The sequence below is a fragment of the Streptomyces sp. NPDC104106 genome (assembly GCF_055584345.1).
The window spans coordinates 427,669-444,030 of sequence record NZ_JBVJMF010000001.1; the positions used below are offsets into that span (position 1 = coordinate 427,669).

At 73.6% G+C, this 16,362-nt stretch carries 14 protein-coding genes; 7 read left to right on the forward strand and 7 right to left on the reverse strand.

All coding sequences use genetic code 11. From position 1 onward, the window contains the following. Positions 1-122: 122 nt before the first annotated feature. The 5 genes from ACZ60X_RS02000 to ACZ60X_RS02020 form a co-directional block, all read right to left on the reverse strand. Positions 123-3,254 (reverse strand): efflux RND transporter permease subunit, encoded by a 3,132-nt coding sequence (locus ACZ60X_RS02000; RefSeq protein ID WP_469592242.1) that lies wholly within the window; start codon positions 3,252-3,254, stop codon positions 123-125. A 160-nt stretch (positions 3,255-3,414) separates the two neighbouring features. Beyond that, a complete protein-coding gene (locus ACZ60X_RS02005) occupies positions 3,415-4,095 on the reverse strand; it encodes a response regulator (RefSeq protein WP_469592243.1) in 681 nt (226 codons plus the stop codon). Beyond that, the gene (locus ACZ60X_RS02010; protein ID WP_469592244.1) at positions 4,092-5,336 is read right to left on the reverse strand and encodes a sensor histidine kinase; all 1,245 of its coding nucleotides are present in this window, start codon (positions 5,334-5,336) and stop codon (positions 4,092-4,094) included. The genes ACZ60X_RS02005 and ACZ60X_RS02010 overlap by 4 nt, the downstream gene beginning before the upstream one ends. Positions 5,337-5,531: 195 nt before the next feature. Beyond that, positions 5,532-5,810 (reverse strand): PspA-associated protein PspAA, encoded by a 279-nt coding sequence (pspAA, locus tag ACZ60X_RS02015; RefSeq protein ID WP_469592245.1) that lies wholly within the window; start codon positions 5,808-5,810, stop codon positions 5,532-5,534. Positions 5,811-5,841: 31 nt separating this feature from the next. After that, positions 5,842-6,630 carry a PspA/IM30 family protein gene (locus ACZ60X_RS02020; RefSeq protein WP_469592246.1) on the reverse strand — a complete coding sequence of 263 codons (789 nt, stop codon included), beginning with the start codon at positions 6,628-6,630 and terminating at the stop codon, positions 5,842-5,844. Between the two features lie 265 nt (positions 6,631-6,895). On the opposite strand from ACZ60X_RS02020, the gene ACZ60X_RS02025 reads away from it, so the two are divergent. The 3 genes from ACZ60X_RS02025 (at position 6,896) to ACZ60X_RS02035 (ending at position 9,413) form a co-directional block, all read left to right on the forward strand. Further along, positions 6,896-7,492: a DUF3043 domain-containing protein gene (locus ACZ60X_RS02025; protein WP_469592247.1), complete on the forward strand. Its 597-nt coding sequence runs from the start codon at positions 6,896-6,898 to the stop codon at positions 7,490-7,492. An 83-nt stretch (positions 7,493-7,575) separates the two neighbouring features. Further along, on the forward strand, positions 7,576-8,277 hold the full coding sequence (locus tag ACZ60X_RS02030) for a class I SAM-dependent methyltransferase (RefSeq protein ID WP_469592248.1): 702 nt from the start codon (positions 7,576-7,578) through the stop codon (positions 8,275-8,277). Positions 8,278-8,333: 56 nt separating this feature from the next. Continuing rightward, positions 8,334-9,413 carry a S1C family serine protease gene (locus ACZ60X_RS02035; RefSeq protein WP_469592249.1) on the forward strand — a complete coding sequence of 360 codons (1,080 nt, stop codon included), beginning with the start codon at positions 8,334-8,336 and terminating at the stop codon, positions 9,411-9,413. A 48-nt stretch (positions 9,414-9,461) separates the two neighbouring features. Here ACZ60X_RS02035 and ACZ60X_RS02040 read toward each other — a convergent pair whose 3' ends face one another. Further along, entirely contained in the window at positions 9,462-9,680 is a 219-nt protein-coding gene (locus ACZ60X_RS02040) for a hypothetical protein (RefSeq protein ID WP_469592250.1), read from the reverse strand. Between the two features lie 80 nt (positions 9,681-9,760). Between ACZ60X_RS02040 and ACZ60X_RS02045 the strand changes: the two genes are divergently transcribed. Next, the gene (locus tag ACZ60X_RS02045) at positions 9,761-10,963 is read left to right on the forward strand and encodes a bifunctional adenosylcobinamide kinase/adenosylcobinamide-phosphate guanylyltransferase (RefSeq protein WP_469592251.1); all 1,203 of its coding nucleotides are present in this window, start codon (positions 9,761-9,763) and stop codon (positions 10,961-10,963) included. A 67-nt stretch (positions 10,964-11,030) separates the two neighbouring features. Here the strand turns inward: ACZ60X_RS02045 and ACZ60X_RS02050 are convergent, their stop codons facing one another. Beyond that, positions 11,031-12,020, reverse strand: coding sequence for a class I SAM-dependent methyltransferase (locus ACZ60X_RS02050; RefSeq protein ID WP_469592252.1), 990 nt, complete (start codon positions 12,018-12,020; stop codon positions 11,031-11,033). Positions 12,021-12,153: 133 nt separating this feature from the next. Between ACZ60X_RS02050 and cobT the strand changes: the two genes are divergently transcribed. The 3 genes from cobT (at position 12,154) to ACZ60X_RS02065 (ending at position 16,018) form a co-directional block, all read left to right on the forward strand. After that, positions 12,154-13,296 carry a nicotinate-nucleotide--dimethylbenzimidazole phosphoribosyltransferase gene (gene cobT / locus ACZ60X_RS02055; RefSeq protein WP_469592253.1) on the forward strand — a complete coding sequence of 381 codons (1,143 nt, stop codon included), beginning with the start codon at positions 12,154-12,156 and terminating at the stop codon, positions 13,294-13,296. Positions 13,297-13,395: 99 nt separating this feature from the next. Beyond that, complete coding sequence (locus ACZ60X_RS02060; protein WP_469592254.1) at positions 13,396-15,201, forward strand: phosphatidylglycerol lysyltransferase domain-containing protein; 1,806 nt, start codon at positions 13,396-13,398, stop codon at positions 15,199-15,201. Positions 15,202-15,214: 13 nt separating this feature from the next. Next, a complete protein-coding gene (locus tag ACZ60X_RS02065; protein WP_469592255.1) occupies positions 15,215-16,018 on the forward strand; it encodes a hypothetical protein in 804 nt (267 codons plus the stop codon). The last annotated feature ends 344 nt before the right edge of the window (positions 16,019-16,362 follow it).

Genomic DNA, 16,362 nt, shown 5'->3' on the forward strand with positions numbered 1-16,362 from the left:
GCAGGTCGGTCACCGCGCGCCGGCATGCGGAACGGGCACGCGAGGGCGGCCGGGCCCCGGAGGTTCACACCACACCCCCGGGGCCCGGCCGCCCGTCGTGGAAACGTCACCGCGTCACCGCGTCATACGGAGGCGGGTTCCGGCTCCTCGGAGGCAGGACCCGGCTCCGCCGCCGGCTCGGCGGGCGCCTGCCCCCTCTTCGCCGCCCGCTTCGTGGCCCGGCGCTCCTTGCGCAGCTCCAGCATGGCGTAGAGCGTCGGGACGAGGAGCAGCGTCAGCAGGGTGGAGGTGATCAGACCGCCGATGACGACCACCGCGAGCGGCTGCGCGATGAAGCCGCCCTCGCCCGTGACCCCCAGCGCCATCGGCAGCAGCGCGAAGATCGTCGCCAGGGCGGTCATCAGGATCGGGCGCAGCCGGTGCCGGCCGCCCTCGATCACGGCCTCCACCACGCCGTAGCCCTGCCCGCGGTACTGGTTGATCAGGTCGATCAGCACGATCGCGTTGGTGACCACGATGCCGATCAGCATCAGCATGCCGATCATCGCCGGGACGCCCATCGGGGTGCCGGTGGCGACCAGCAGGCCGATCGCGCCCGTCGCCGCGAACGGGACGGAGACCAGCAGGATCAGCGGCTGGGCGAGCGAACGGAACGTCGCCACCAGCAGCATGAAGACGATCGCGACGGCCGCCAGCATGGCCAGGCCCAGGTTCTTGAACGCGTCGCTCTGGTCGGAGGTGACACCGCCGATCTCGGCCGTGGCACCCGCCGGCAGCTTCAGCGCCTTGATCCTGGACTGGAGCGTGCCGCTGATCGCACCGGTGTTGTCACCGGTCGGCTTGGCCGTGATCGTCGCCGCGCGCTGCCCGTCGATCCGGGTCAGCGACACCGGCCCGTCCACCACCTGCACGGTGGCGAGGTCGCCGAGCCTGGCCGGCCCGACGCGCAGGTTCTCCAGCTGGGCCAGGGTGGTGGCGGGCTCGGCCGAGCGCACCACGACATCGCGCTCGGTGTCGTCGAGGGTCGCCTTCGCCGCCGTCGTACCGCGCACCGCCTCGGCGACCAGCGCGCCGAGCTTCTGGTCGTCGAGCCCGGCCGCCGCGGCCCTGGCGTTCGCCCTGACCGAGATCCGCGGCACGCTCGTCGCGAGGTCGCTGGTGACGTCGGTGACGCCGTCGAGGCCGGCGACAGTGGCGCGGACCTGCTCCGCGGCCGTGCGCAGCGTCTGCGGGTCGGAGGACTTGACCACGACGCTCAGGTTCTGGTTGCCGAAGCCGCCACCCGCGGACACGGTGGTCGTACCGATGCCCCGGAGCTTCTTCAGCCCGTCCTCCAGGTGCCTTTGGACTGCGTCGTACGACTTCGAGTCCTTCAGCATGACCTGGTACGACGCCTGGTTGGTGCCGGTGCCGCCGCCGAAGGCCGCCATGAAGCCGGAGGAGCCGACGGTGACCTGGTAGTCCTTCACGCCCTTTGTGGAGGCGATGAGCTTCTCGACCTTCTTCGCCTGAGCGTCCGTGGCCGCGAGGCCGGTGCCGGGCTTCAGCTCCTGCTTGACGGTGATGACCTCCTGCGCGCCCTGGTCGAAGAAGTTCGTCTTCAGCAGGCCGCCCATGCCGAACGTGACCACCAGGACCACGACCGCGATCAGCAGGCTGGTCAGGCGGCGGCGCGTGGCGAAGCGCAGGACGGGGACGTAGGCGCGCTGCAGGCGGCTGTTCGCCTCCTTCTCCTCGGCCCGACGGCGGGCCTCTGCCGCGTCGTCCGGGGTGCCCTTGGGGGCGCGCAGGAACCAGTACGACAGGACCGGGACGACCGTCAGCGACACGACCAGCGAGGCCAGCAGAGCCGCCGTCACCGTGATGCTGAACGAGCCGAACAGGGCGCCCACCATGCCGCCCACCAGGCCGATCGGCAGGAACACGGCGACCGTGGTCAGGGTGGAGGACGTGACCGCGCCGGCCACCTCGCGCACGGCGGTGATGATCGCCGTCTGCCGCTCCTCGCCGTAGCCCAGGTGACGCTTGATGTTCTCCAGGACCACGATCGAGTCGTCGACGACCCGGCCGATGGCGATGGTCAGCGCGCCGAGCGTGAGCATGTTCAGCGACAGGCCGCGCGTCCACAGCACGATGAGCGCGAGGACGACCGACAGCGGGATGGACACCGCCGTCACCAGCGTCGAGCGGACGGACGCGAGGAAGACCAGGATGACGAGGACCGCGAAGAGCAGGCCGAGCGCGCCCTCGGTGGTCAGGCCCTTGATGGACTTGGAGACGGCCGGGCCCTGGTCGCTGACGACCGTGAGCCGCGCGCCGGAACCGAGCTGCTCGCGCAGGCCGGGCAGCTTGTCCTTGACCGCGTTGGAGATGGTGACCGCGCTGCCGTCGTGGTCCATGGTCACGTTGACGGCGAGGCTGGGCCGGCCGTCGGTGCGGGTGATGGAGTCGGCCGGGGCCGGCTGCTCCTTGACCGTGGCCACGTCACCGAGGCGGACGGGCTTGCCCCCGCTCTCGCCGGCGACCATCAGGCCCTGGATCTGCCCCAGCGAGGTGAAGCCGCCGCCGACCTGCACGGTGCGGCTCACACCGCCCTCGTCGAAGGAGCCGGCCGGGACGGTCGCGCCGCCCGCCTGCAGGGCCTGGCCGAGCGCGGCGGGGGTGAGCCCGGCCCGCGCCAGCTTCGCGTCGTCCGGGGTGACCGCGACCTGGAGGTCGCGCACGCCGGTGACCTGGACGCGGCCGACGCCGGAGATGTCCTTCAGCGCCGGTACCACCGTCTTGTCGAGCTGGTCGGCGAGGGCCTGCCGGTCCTTGTCGGAGGTGGCGGCGAGGACCACGGTCGGCATGTCGTCGGTGGAGCCCGACACGACCTGCGGGTCGACGCCGGACGGAAGCTGGTTGCGGGCCCGGTTGACGGCCTGCTGCACGTCGGAGACGAGCTGCTTGGTGTCGTTTCCGTAGTCGAAGGACGCCATGATCACGGCGTTGCCCTCGCCGGCGGTGGAGGTGACGGACTTGACGCCGTCCACTCCCTGGAGGTTGTTCTCGATGGGCTCGACGACCTGCTTCTCGACCACGTCGGGCGAGGCACCCTGGTACGGCGTGATCACCGACACCATGGGCAGGTTGATGGTGGGCAGCAGCTGCTGCTTGATCTGGGGTATCGCGATCAGCCCGAAGACGAGCGCGACGAGCGACATCAGGCCGATCAGGGCGCGTTGGCGCAGGCTGAATCTCGACAGCCAGGACATGGGTCAGGGTCTCTCTTCTGTGAGGTCTGTGAGCGGCAGACCCCATCACCCTCACCCATCACGCAGGGTGGAACCGTAGGCCCAGAGTCCATTTCCTCATCGAGGCGCTACTCCCTGCGCAGTACGCCGGGGTGGAGAGCGGTGTACACCCCAGGGTGGGTCAGTCCGTCCTCGGCCGGACCAGCCCCGACTCGTACGCGATCACCACCAGCTGGGCCCGGTCGCGGGCGCCCAGCTTGGCCATGGCGCGGTTGACGTGCGTCTTGACCGTCAGCGGGCTGACCTCCAGCCGCTCGGCGATCTCGTCGTTGGAGTGGCCGCCGGCGACCTGGACCAGCACCTCCCGCTCCCGCACGGTCAGCGCGCCGAGCCGCTCGGAGCGGGCGGGGTCGCGGCCGTCGTCGCCGTCGCCCTGGGCGAGGAAGCGGGCGATCAGCCCCTTGGTGGCGGCCGGGGAGAGCAGGGCCTCGCCACCGGCCGCGATCCGGATGGCGCTCAGCAGCTCCTCCGGCTCACTGCCCTTGCCGAGGAAGCCGGAGGCGCCCGCGCGCAGCGACCGCACGACGTAGTCGTCGACCTCGAACGTCGTCAGGATGACCACGCGGACCTGCGCGAGCGCGGGATCGGCGCTGATCATTTGGGTGGCGGCGAGACCGTCGGTGCCCGGCATGCGGATGTCCATGAGGACGACGTCGGCCTGGTACTCCTTGGCCAGCCGGACGGCCTCCGCGCCGTCGGAGGCCTCGCCGACCACCTCCATGTCGGGCTCGGAGTCGACCAGCACCCGGAACGCGCTGCGCAGCAGGGCCTGGTCGTCGGCGAGCAGGACACGGATCGTCATACGGGCTCCCCCGGTGCCGTCGTACGGCTGTCGGTACGGGTATCGGTGCGGGTCTCGACGGGCAGGATCGCATGGACGCGGAAGCCGCCGCCGTAACGGGGTCCGGTGGTGAGGGTGCCGCCCACGGCGGTGACCCGCTCCCGCATGCCGAGCAGTCCGTGCCCGCCGCCCACGCCGGACGCGTCCTGTCCGCCCGGCCCGTCGTCCACCACGGTGACCTCGATGTTCGGCCCCACGCGTACGACGCTGACCTCGGCCCTGGCGCCGGCCCCCGCGTGCTTCTGCACATTGGTCAGCGCCTCCTGGACGATCCGGTAGGCGGCGAGGTCGACCGCGGCCGGGAGAGTGGAGTCCTGCCCGGCGCGGGCCACCTCCACCGGCAGGCCCGCGCTGCGGAAGGTGGCGGCCAGCTCGTCGAGCCGGCTCAGTCCGGGCGCGGGCTCGGTGGGTGCCTCGGGGTCGTCGGACTGCCGGAGCAGACCGACCGTCGCCCTGAGTTCGTTGAGTGCGCTGCGGCTGGCCTCGCGCACGTGGGCCAGGGCCTCCTTGGCCTGGTCGGGCCGCTTGTCCATGACGTGCGCGGCCACTCCGGCCTGCACGTTCACCAGGGCGATGTGATGGGCGACGACGTCGTGCAGGTCGCGGGCGATGCGCAGCCGCTCCTCGGCGACCCGGCGGCGTGCCTCCTCCTCACGGGTGCGCTCGGCGCGCTCGGCCCGCTCCCGGATGGCCTGCACGACCGCGCGCCGGCTGCGGACGGCGTCCCCGGCGGTAGCGCCGATGCCGGTCCAGGCGAGCACGCCCAGGTTCTCCTGCGCGTACCAGGGCAGCGGGCCGCCGAGCATGGCGGCGGCCGTCAGCACGGTCATGGTGAGCAGGCCGACGCGCAGGGTGGTGGTGCGGTCGGTGGTCGAGGCGACGGTGTACAGGGCGACGACGGCGGCCATCGTGACCGGGGCGCGCGGGTCGCCCGTGACGCACTCGACCACGGAGAACGTGCCGGTGACGGCGAGCACCGGCATGGGGGCGCGGCGCCGGAAGACGAGCGCGGCCGCGGCGAGGATCATGAGGAGGAGGCTGAGGGCGGCCGGGGTGCGAATGCCCCAGGTCACGCCGTTGCTCCCGCGGGGGGTCACGAAGGACCCCGCGATCATGCACACCAGGACGCCGGCGGCGAGGGCCGCGTCCAGGGCCCAGGGGTGGGCCTTGAGGCTGCAGCGGGCGCGGTCGAGAGTGCTCACGGGATGAACAGTACGGGCGCCGCCCGCGACGACGGACACCCTCGGGCGCTCAGCGCTCCATGGGACGTGCCGCGGTGCGCCGCCGGCCGGCCGCGGATCCGCCGCGGCCGGCCGGGCCCCGCGGTGGAGCCGCTGATGTCACCACCCCCCGCCCCTTCGGGCGCTGCCGAACCGCACCGGACGTCGCCGACCCGCTCAGCCCGGGATCAGCCCGTCGTCCCCGAGCATGTCCCTGACCTCGTCCAGCGACGCGTCCGGCGCCGGGAGGATCAGTTCCGAGGGTTCCAGGGCGTCGTCCGCCAGCGGCGTGCCGAGGCGGCGGACGGAGTCCAGGAGGGCGCCGAGCGTGCGGCGGAAGCCGGGCTCGTCGCCGCTCTCCATCTCGTCCAGCAGCTCGTCGTCGAGCTTGTTCAGCTCGGGGAAGTGGGCGTCGGCCAGCTTCCACTGGCCCTCCCCCATGATCCGTACGATCATGTCGGCCTCCTCGGCTCCGGCCGGCGCCGGGCTACTGCTTGTCGAAGCGCGGGGTGTCCCGCGGCTGCTGGGTCTGCCCCTGGCCGGTGCCGCCCTCGATGGCCTGCTGCGGGGAGCCTCCGGCCAGCTCCGCCTTCATGCGCTGCAGCTCCAGCTCCACATCCGTACCACCGGAGATGCGGTCCAGCTCGGCGGCGATGTCGTCCTTGGCCATGCCGGTCGGGTCGTCCAGGGCGCCGGAGGCGAGCAGTTCGTCGATGGCGCCGGCGCGGGCCTGGAGCTGGGCGGTCTTGTCCTCGGCGCGCTGGATGGCGAGGCCGACGTCGCCCATCTCCTCGGAGATGCCGGAGAAGGCCTCGCCGATCCGGGTCTGGGCCTGGGCGGCGGTGTAGGTGGCCTTGATGGTCTCCTTCTTCGTACGGAAGGCGTCCACCTTGGCCTGCAGGCGCTGGGCAGCGAGGGTGAGCTTCTCCTCCTCGCCCTGGAGGGTCGCGTGCTGCGTCTCCAGGTCGGTGACCTGCTGCTGGAGCGCGGCGCGGCGGGACAGCGCCTCGCGGGCCAGGTCCTCGCGGCCGAGCGCAAGCGCCTTGCGGCCCTGGTCCTCCAGCTTGGTGGACTGCTGCTGCAACTGGTTGAGCTGGAGTTCCAGCCGCTTGCGGCTGGTGGCCACGTCGGCGACGCCGCGGCGCACCTTCTGGAGCAGCTCCAGCTGCTTCTGATACGAGTAATCGAGGGTCTCGCGCGGGTCCTCGGCCCGGTCAAGGGCCTTGTTCGCCTTCGCGCGGAAGATCATCCCCATACGCTTCATGACACCGCTCATGGGCTTCGCGCGCCCCCTTCTGACGGACTCCAGCTCACAGATCCTGCGACAGGACCCACAGTACGGGCCCTGACTCCATTACCGCACTGTTCGGGAGGTGATGCGCTCATCCCCAAGAACGACTGCGGACCGAACCGCTCCGGCGCAAGGAGTAGGTGACCCCTGCCGGAACGTCCCCTCTGTCCCCCTACAGACGAACGGTGTTGCCGGATCGTTCCCCGCCGGGCTGACGTCCATGCCGGTCGAGCGCTTACCCTTGGGTTTTGTGTTCCGTAGCCGTGCCAAGGAAGAGAAGGCCCCCGCCGCCAAGGCGCCGGTAGCCGACTCCAAGCAGCCCCGTGACCCGCAGGCCCCGAAGGGCAGGCCCACTCCCAAGCGCAGTGAGGCCCAGTCCCAGCGCCGCAGCGTCGCCCATACGCCGACGAACCGCAAGGAGGCCGCCAAGCGCCAGCGCGAGGACCGGCGCCAGGCACTGGAGCGCCAGCGCGCGGCCCTGGCCAGCGGTGACGAGCGCTATCTGCCGGCCCGGGACAAGGGCCCGGTGCGGCGCTTCGCCCGGGACTGGATCGACTCGCGGTTCAACGTGGCGGAGTTCTTCCTGCCCATGGCCGTGGTCATCCTCGTGCTGTCCGTGGTGCGGGTCGGCGCGATCCAGAGCATCGCGCTGCTGCTGTGGCTGGTCGTGATCGTGCTGATCGTGCTGGACTCGGTCGTCAGCGGCTTCCGCCTGAAGAAGCGCCTCAAAGAGCGCTTCGCGGGCCAGAACACCCGTGGCGCGGTCGCCTACGCGCTGATGCGCTCCCTCCAGATGCGCCGGCTCCGGCTGCCCAAGCCGCAGGTCAAGCGCGGAGAGCGGCCCTGAGCGCAGAGGCCTTCACCGGGGACGCGGCCGAGGCCTGGCTGCGCAGGCTGGGCGGGCTGCGTGATGTCGTACGGCAGGAGCTGGTGGCCCGGCAGCTGGACGAGCAGATAGCCGGGCGGTTCCCGGTCGGGCAGCGGCTGCGGGTGCTCGACGTGGGGATGGGCCAGGGCACGCAGGCGCTGCGGCTGGCCCGGCTCGGCCACCAGGTGACCGGGGTCGAGCAGGACGCGACGATGATCGACGTCGCGCGTGAGGCGCTGGCCGCGCAGCCCGAGGGGATCCGCGAGCGGGTCCGCCTGGTGCAGGGCGACGGGCGGGACACCGGCGTGCACTTCCTGCCGGGCAGCTTCGACGTGGTCCTGTGCCACGGCGTGCTGATGTACGTCGAGGAGCCCGACCCGCTGGTGGCGGGCCTGGCCCGGATGCTGGCCCCCGGCGGGCTGCTCTCCCTGCTGGTGCGCAACGGCGACGCGCTCGCCATGCGCCCGGGCCTGTCCGGCGACTGGGCCGGCGCCCTGGCCGCCTTCGACACCGCGACCTATCACAATCGCCTCGGCCTCGACGTACGGGCCGACCGGCTGGCCGCCCTGACCGCGACGCTCGCCGGCATCGGCGCCCCGCTGCACGCCTGGTACGGCGTGCGGGTCTTCACGGACACGGCGGCGGACGACGCGCCGGTCCCGGACGACCTACAGACGCTGCTGGCGGCCGAGGAGCGCGCCGGGCGCACGGACCCCTACCGCGGGGTGGCGGCGCTGCTGCACCTGTGCGGTGTACGGGGCTGAGCCCGTTCGGGGCAACAGCGGGGGCCGGGCACTGACCGGGCGGTGAGACTCGGGGCATGGACGCTTCCCGTTCCCGCGCGCGTGCCCTCGGCCGGACCGTGGCCGCCGCCGCGCTGCTGTGCTGCGCGGTCCTCGCCGCCGGCTGCCGTCCCGCCGCCGCCCCGGCGGCCGAGGACTCCCAGGCGGCCGGGCGGGCGGCCGTGCCGATGGCCGCGGGGGATCTGCAGAGCCAGTACCAGAAGGTCATCAAGGAGGTCCTGCCGTCGGTCGTGCAGATCCAGGCGAGCCGGGAGCTGGGCTCCGGGGTCGTGTACGACGACAAGGGGCACATCGTCACCAACGCGCACGTGGTGGGGCGGGAGAAGACCTTCCGGGTGACGACGGCCAACAGCGAGGAGCCGCTCACCGCGAGCCTGGTGTACTCCTACCCCGAGCAGGACCTGGCCGTGATCAAGCTGGACAGGGTGCCGTCCGGGCTGCGGGCGGCGGCGTTCGGCGACTCCGCCAAGGTGGAGGTTGGTCAGATCGTGCTGGCGATGGGCTCGCCGCTCGGGCTGTCGTCCAGCGTCACGGAGGGCATCGTCTCGGCGGTCGGACGGACCGTCAGCGAGGGCAGCGCGGGCGGGGGCACGGGCGCGACGATCGCGAACATGGTGCAGACCTCGGCCGCCATCAACCCCGGCAACAGCGGCGGCGCCCTGGTCAATCTGAACGGGCAGGTCATCGGCATCCCGACGCTCGCCGCCGCCGATCCCGACCTCGGCGGCAGCGCGGCACCCGGCATCGGGTTCGCCATCCCGGCGTCGATGGCGAAGACGATCGCCGGCCAGATCGTGAAGGAGGGCAGGGTCGTCGACTCCGGGCGGGCCGCGCTCGGCATCACCGGGCGGACCGTCGTGGACGAGCGCTACCAGCCCGCCGGCGTCGCGGTGGTCAGCGTCCGGGGCGGCGGCGCGGCCGACCGGGCGGGACTGCGCACGGGCGACATCATCACCAAGCTGGGCGGCCGGCCCGTGACCACCATCACCTCCCTGTCGGAGGCGCTGGCGGCGGAGCGGCCGGGCCGGCAGACGACGGTGACGTACCTGCGGGGCGGCGCCGAGAAGACGGCGCGCGTGACGCTGGGCGAGCAGTGAGCGGGGGTACGGCCGCGCGGCCGTACCCCGAGCCCGGCCGCCGGCGGCTCAGCTCTCCGCGGCGGCGCGCAGGCTCATCGGCCCCGCGTAGATCTCGGTGCCCTCCTCGAACAGCCGCACCTGCTCGACCCCGCCGTCCAGCAGCGCGCGCCACTGCTCGCCGATCCAGGACTCGGCATCCCCCTGCGTGGTGAACTCCTCGGGCTCCACGGGGGGCGCGACCTCCGTCCCGTCGGCGTTCTCGAACCGCCACGTCCATGCCGTCATGCGGGCCTCCTTCGATCCAACACGTGCTGGCAGACTAGCCGGAAGCGCGCGACCTGATCAGACGGGCGAAAATCGATTCCGTGGACGTGACTCTGCTCGGTACCGGCGCCCCGGCCGGACTGCCCCGCCCCGACTGTCCCTGCGCCGCCTGCGCGACCGCGCTCGGCCCGGACGCCCGGGCGGCGACCGCCGTGCTCGTGGACGGGTCGCTGCTGCTCGATCTGACGCCGGGCGTGGCGTTCGCGGCGGCGCGGGCCGGGCATTCGCTGGGCGGGGTGCGGCAGGTGCTGCTGTCGCACCCGCACGACGGGCCCGCGGTGGAGGTGCCGGCCGGGCTGCCGCAGCCGGGCCGGGTTCCGGACGGGCGGGAGCTGGCGCTGCTGACGGGCCATCGGGTGCGGGCGGTGGCGATGGACGCGGGCGGCACGGGGTACGCGGTGACGGGCCCGGACGGGCAGCGGCTGCTGTACCTGCCGCCCGGGGGCGCGCCGGCGGGGCTGGAGGAGGCGACGGCGGAGTCGTACCAGATGGTCCTCGCGGACGTCGTGGGCCGGCCCGACGCGCTGGCGCGGCTGCGGGCGGTGGGGTCGGCCGGCCCGACGACGGACGTGGTCGCCGTCCATGTGGACCATGACGTGCCGCCCGGCGCGGAGTTGCGCCGGCGGCTGGCGGCGGCCGGGGCGCGGACGGTGCCGGACGGTACGACGCTGACGGTGGGGGTGTACGAGGACGTGCCGGACGTGCCGCGCCGGACGCTGGTGCTGGGCGGCGCGCGCTCGGGCAAGTCGGTGGAGGCCGAGCGGCGCCTGGAGTCCTTCCCCGAGGTGCTGTACGTGGCGACCGGCGGGACCCGCGGCGGGGACACCGAGTGGGCGGCACGGGTGGCCGCGCACCGGGAGCGGCGACCGGGGTCGTGGCGTACGACGGAGACGACGGACCTGGTCCCGCTGCTGGGCCGGGACGGGCCGCCGCTGCTGATCGACTGCCTGTCGCTGTGGCTGACGGACGCCATGGACTGCGTGGGGGCGTGGGACGACGCGGAGTGGGCGGACGGGGGCGAGAAGCTGCTCAGGGAGCGGGTGCGGGAGCTGACGTCCGCGGTGCGCGCCACGCGGCGGACCGTGGTGGCGGTGTCGAACGAGGTGGGCTCCGGCATCGTCCCGGCGACCGCCTCCGGGCGGCGCTACCGGGACGAACTCGGGCGGCTGAACGCGGCGTTCGGCACCGAGTGCGAGCAGGTGCTGCTGGTGGTTGCCGGGCAGGCGCTGGCGCTGCGCGGGTGAGGGCGGCTGGGCGCCGGCGCTGGAAGTGCCGCGGTACGCCGCCCCGCCACGGCTGGTCGCGACCGGCTCAGGGCGTCCCGGTGTCCTTGCGTGCCACGATCCGGTAGGCGTTGGAGAAACGGGTCCGGCGCAGCAGCGGTGCCAGGGCGTAGTCCAGGGCCGCGGCCACGCCGACGAGGGGGGTGGCCGCCGTGCGGAGCGGTTGGGGGGCCCGGGCCAGGGCCAGGGCCAGCGCGGCCGACAGGTCGTAGGGCAGGTGCGCGGTCCGGCGGTCCTCCAGGAGGATCGTGCAGCCCTGGCCGCGCAGTTCCTCGCGCACGTTGCCGAGTGGCGGCAGGTGCAGGTGGCGGGGCCGGCGGTACGGCAGCCACCAGCGGCGCAGCAGGATGCCGAACGCGCTGTGCGGGTCGGGGAGTTCGAGGAGCAGGTGGCCGCCGGGGCGGAGCGCGGCCAGGGCCGCGCGCAGTTCGGCGCGGGGGTCGGCGGTGTGCTCCAGGTGGCGGAACATGCTGACCACGTCGTAGCGCGAGCGCAGGTGGGGCAGGACCCAGGGATTGGTGAGGTCGCCGATGTGGGCCTCCTCGATCCGGCCCGCGAGGCGCGCCTGCTCGACCCTCGGGGTCGCGTCCAGGCCGTCGAAGGACGTGTACGGGAAGACCTCGCGGGCCGTCTCCGGGAAGCGGGCGTGGCCCGTGCCCACGTCCAGCCAGCTCTCCGGCTCGGCCAGGGCCCGCACGGTGCGGGCCACCGCGCGGTACCGGCGGCGCACGGCGCGGGCGGACAGGACCCGGTCGGTGAAGTCCTCCAGGTGGTGCATGTGGAAGTCGAGGTGGTGGAAGGCGAGGCCCTCCGCCGTCAGCCGGGGGTTCTGGAAGGCGTGCCCGCAGTCGCGGCACACGTCCACGGCGCGGGTGCCCGGGCCGCGCCGTCCCGGCGCCGTGGCCCGCGCCCGGGTGCGCAGCCGCGCGCCGCCGCACCACGGGCAGTCCGCGCGGCGCGGCTCGTGGTGGGGGTCGGCGGGTGCCCCGGCGGGCGGGGTGGGGGGCGAGGTCGGCATCGGCGGCTCCCTGAGCGACATTTCGCTGCAAAACGGAACGTATGGGATACCGATCTTGGGTGCAACGACGTCATACGGGTGTGGTGGCGATGTGACGCTCAAGCAGCCGTTCGCTGGCGGTACTGTTCGGCGAATGAGCAGGCTTAATCTGGACGACTTCACCGATCTGATCGAGCGCCCGGACGGGGGCGTGCGCCGTGACGCCGAGGCCCGGCGGGAGCGCCAGATCGTGCCGCCCGGGGCGCTGGGCCGCCTCGACGAGCTGGGCGAGTGGCTGGCCGCCGCGCAGAGCGCCGTACCGGTACGGCCGGTCGAACGGCCGCGGGTGATCCTCTTCGCCGGTGACCACGGAGTCGCCGAGCTGGGCGTGTCCGCGCGGCCCGCGGGCGGCACCGAGCGGCTGGTGCGGGCGGTGCTGGAGGGCGCGAGCCCGGTGTCCGTGCTCGCGCGGCGACTCGAGGTCCCGGTACGGGTCGTGGACATGGCCGTGGACTGCGACCCGGACGCCTTCCCCGAGGACGTCGTACGGCACCGGGTGCGGCGCGGCAGCGGCCGGATCGACATCGAGGACGCGCTCACGCCGGAGGAGGCCGAGGCGGCCCTGCGGGCGGGCATGGCGGTCGCCGACGAGGAGGCCGACTCGGGTACGGACCTGGTCGTGCTCGGCGACATCAGCGTGGGCGGGACCACGGCCGCGGCCGTCCTGATCGCCGCGCTGTGCGGGACCGACGCGTCGGTGGTGACCGGGCGCGGCGGGGTCGCGATCGACGACCTGGCGTGGATGCGCAAGTGCGCGGCGATCCGGGACGCGCTGCGCCGGGCCCGGCCGGTGCTCGGGGACCAGCTCCAGCTCCTCGCGGCCGTGGGCGGGGCGGACCTGGCCGCGATGACCGGGTTCCTGCTCCAGTGCGCCGTACGGAAGCTGCCGGTGATCCTGGACGGCGTGGTGGCCGCGGCCTGCGCGCTGGTCGGGCAGCGGGTCGCCTTCCGGGCGCCGGACTGGTGGCTGGCCGGGCACGACAGCGGCGAGCCGGGACAGGCGAAGGCGCTGGACCGGATGGCGCTGGAGCCGCTGCTGAAGCAGGGGGTCAAGGTCGGCGAGGGCGCGGGGGCGCTGCTCGCGCTGCCGCTGGTGCGCAGCGCCGCCGCGCTGGCCGCCGAGCTTCCCGAGCGGCCGCGGGAACCCGCCGCCAAGGAGTCGGAGGAGCAGTCGGAGGAGCTGCCCGGGACGGAGCCGGAGGAGCTGTCCGAGAAGGAGCCCATCGAGGGCGAGTAGTCGGGTTTCGGCCGGTTCGGCACCGCCGGGCCGCGCACGCACTCCACAGAGGCCGGAAAGGTGCGGTTGGCCAGGGCGGCACCCATATGATCCTGCCCCATGGGAGATGCCCGAATTGCCGTACCGCAGCACACCGAACCGGGGCTTCCGGATGAGGAGGGGCGGCGGTCCACCGGGGCTTCCCGGCGGGCCGCCGCCTTCGCCGTCTGGTACCTGCGGACCGTCGCCTTCATCAACTTCCTCAGCGCGGTCTGGGTCTCGCTCGGGCAGGACGTCCGCCGGCACAACCAGGACGACTACTTCACGCCATACTTGCTGACGGCCGGCTTCGCCTCGGGTCTCTTCACCGCGTTCCTCGCCATCACCATGCGCCGGCGCAAACGGGCCGCCTGGATCCTCAATCTGGTGATAAGCGGGGCGTTCCTGGCCCTCTTCGCGTTCGCGATGGCGTTCCCGGAGATCCGGCAGTACGCGCAGAACTGGGTCTCGCTGGTGCTCACGGCCGCGTTCGTCGGCGCCCTGCTGGTCGGACGGCGGGAGTTCTACGCCAAGGGCGACCGCTCCAACCCCCGGCTCGCGGCGACGGTCGCCGTCGGCGGCGGTCTGCTCGCCTCGCTGCTGGCGGCGCTGCTGGTGACGGTCACCAACCAGGCGCCGGACGCGGCCCGTTCGACCTTCCTGGAGCGCTGGCACTTCGGCACCCTGCGCCTGGTGTCGGTGGCCGCCGACGAGAACCGCTTCCCCGGCATCGACCCGCCGAACTGGTCCAACGTCGCCGTCAACGTGCTCAGCACGGCCCTCGTCCTCGCCGTGTTCTACGCCGCCTTCCGCTCCCGGCGGGCCGTCGACCCGCTGACCGGGGACGACGAGAAGCGGCTGCGGGCCCTGCTGGAGCGGCACGGCGAGCGGGACTCGCTGGGCTACTTCGCGCTGCGCCGCGAGAAGAGCGTGGTGTGGTCGCCGACCGGGAAGGCGGCCGTCGCCTACCGGGTCGTCGGCGGGGTGTCCCTGGCCTCCGGGGACCCGATCGGGGACCCCGAGGCCTGGCCGGGGGCGATCACGCCGTGGCTGGCCGAGGCCCGGGCGCACGGCTGGATCCCGGCGGTGATGGGCGCGAGCGAGGAGGCGGGCACGGTCTACGCCCGGCACGGCCTGGACGCCCTCGAACTCGGCGACGAGGCCATCGTGGAGATCGCCGACTTCACCCTGGAGGGGCGGGCCATGCGCACGGTGCGCCAGGCGCACAACCGGGTGCGGCGGGCCGGGTACACGGTGCGCGTCCGGCGGCACGCGGACATCCCGGCGGACGAGATGGCGCGGCTGATCGAGCGGGCGGACGACTGGCGCGACGGCGCCACCGAGCGCGGCTTCAGCATGGCGCTCGGCCGGCTCGGCGACCCCGAGGACGGGCAGTGCGTGATGCTGGAGTGCGCCGACGCCGGGGGCCGGCCGCGCGCCCTGCTGTCCTTCGTGCCGTGGGGGCCGCACGGGCTCTCCCTGGACCTGATGCGCCGGGACCGCGACTCCGACAACGGGCTGATGGAGTTCATGGTCATCGAACTGCTGCGCCGGGCCGGAGAGATCGGGATCACCCAGGTCTCGCTCAACTTCGCCATGTTCCGTTCGGTCTTCGAACGTGGTGCGCGCCTCGGCGCCGGGCCGGTCCTGAGGCTGTGGCGGTCGCTGCTCAGCTTCTTCTCCCGCTGGTGGCAGATCGAGTCGCTGTACCGCGCCAACGCCAAGTACCGGCCCATCTGGGAGCCGCGGTTCCTGCTCTTCGAGAAGAGCGCGGACCTGCCGCGCATCGGCCTCGCCTCGGCCCGCGCGGAGGGCTTCCTGGAGGCGCCGGGGCTGCCGAAGTGGCTGCACCGCAGGCACCTGGACACACCGGTGAAGCACGTCTGATGAGGAACGTCCGATGAGAGCGATCGCCCGCTGGGCCCGTGAGGAGTGGGGGCCGCTGTGCGGCACCGTGCGCGCGGCCCTGCTGAAGCGGCGCCTGCGGGCGGTCCCGATGACGCTGGCGGCGGTGGGGCTGACGGCCCTGCTCCAGTGGGTGCAGAACCAGGCGTGGGGCTACCAGCTCGTACAGGACACGGGCGCCGTACGCGCCGAGGACCCCCTGTTGCCGGCCCTGCTGCGCACCCCCCTGTCGCTCTTCGTGCCCGCGCTGGACCTGCCGGTGTGGGGAGCGCTCGCGCAGATCCTGCTGGTGTTCGGGATCGCCGAGATGTGCATCGGCTGGTGGCCGACGCTGACCATCGCCTACGTCGCCACGCTGGCCGGCACCCTGTACGCGCGCGTGGGCATCTCGCTCGGCACGCACGCCCCCTTCGGACTGCCCTGGACGGACGCGCAGGTGGTGGACACCGGCCCGTCGGCGGCCGTGGTGGGGCTCGCCGTGTTCGTGGCCTGGCGGCACGGGGCCTACGCGACGGCGGGCACGGTGACCGTGGCCATGGTGGCCGAGGTGCTGATCAAGGAGAACCTGGCGGGCAAGGAGCATCTGGCGGCGCTGATGGCCGTGGGCCTGCTGTGCCTGGCGGTCGCGGTACGGCACCGGTTCGGGCCCGAGCTGCGGCTACGGCACCGGCTGTGGCTGCGACGCGTGACCGGTCACCGGCACCCCCCGGGCAACCGCACCGGCCCCGGACCGGATCTGCCGCCGATCCGGCCCCGAAGCGCGCGCCGCGGCCCCGCCCAGCGGCGGTCGTGCCGGTAGGCGCGCAGGGCGGCCTTGGCGCGGGCCCGCGGGCGGGCGGCCACACCGGCAGACCCAAACCCCCCAACGATCACCGACACCCCCCCGGGCAACCGCACCGGCCCCGGACCGGACCTGCCGCCGATCCGGCCCCGAAGCGCGCGCCGCGGCCCCGCCGGCAGCGCCACCTCGGCCCAGACCCGACGCCGACACCGTCAGCGGCGGCCACACCGGCAGACACGAACCCCCCAACGATCACCGACACCCGCCCGGGCAACCGCACCGGCCCCGGACCGGACCTGCCGCCGATCCGGCCCCGAAGCGCGCGCCGCGGCCCCGCCGGCAGCGCCACCTCGGCCCAGACC

What these genes read in the sequence shown, in the direction of transcription:
- ACZ60X_RS02000 (WP_469592242.1), bottom strand. Translation starts at nt 3,254, where the DNA reads ATGTCCTGGCTGTCGAGATTCAGCCTGCGCCAACGCGCCCTGATCGGC.
- ACZ60X_RS02005 (WP_469592243.1), bottom strand. Translation starts at nt 4,095, where the DNA reads ATGACGATCCGTGTCCTGCTCGCCGACGACCAGGCCCTGCTGCGCAGC.
- pspAA (WP_469592245.1), bottom strand. Translation starts at nt 5,810, where the DNA reads ATGATCGTACGGATCATGGGGGAGGGCCAGTGGAAGCTGGCCGACGCC.
- ACZ60X_RS02020 (WP_469592246.1), bottom strand. Translation starts at nt 6,630, where the DNA reads ATGAGCGGTGTCATGAAGCGTATGGGGATGATCTTCCGCGCGAAGGCG.
- ACZ60X_RS02035 (WP_469592249.1), top strand. Translation starts at nt 8,334, where the DNA reads ATGGACGCTTCCCGTTCCCGCGCGCGTGCCCTCGGCCGGACCGTGGCC.
- ACZ60X_RS02040 (WP_469592250.1), bottom strand. Translation starts at nt 9,680, where the DNA reads ATGACGGCATGGACGTGGCGGTTCGAGAACGCCGACGGGACGGAGGTC.
- ACZ60X_RS02050 (WP_469592252.1), bottom strand. Translation starts at nt 12,020, where the DNA reads ATGCCGACCTCGCCCCCCACCCCGCCCGCCGGGGCACCCGCCGACCCC.
- cobT (WP_469592253.1), top strand. Translation starts at nt 12,154, where the DNA reads ATGAGCAGGCTTAATCTGGACGACTTCACCGATCTGATCGAGCGCCCG.
- ACZ60X_RS02060 (WP_469592254.1), top strand. Translation starts at nt 13,396, where the DNA reads ATGGGAGATGCCCGAATTGCCGTACCGCAGCACACCGAACCGGGGCTT.
- ACZ60X_RS02065 (WP_469592255.1), top strand. Translation starts at nt 15,215, where the DNA reads ATGAGAGCGATCGCCCGCTGGGCCCGTGAGGAGTGGGGGCCGCTGTGC.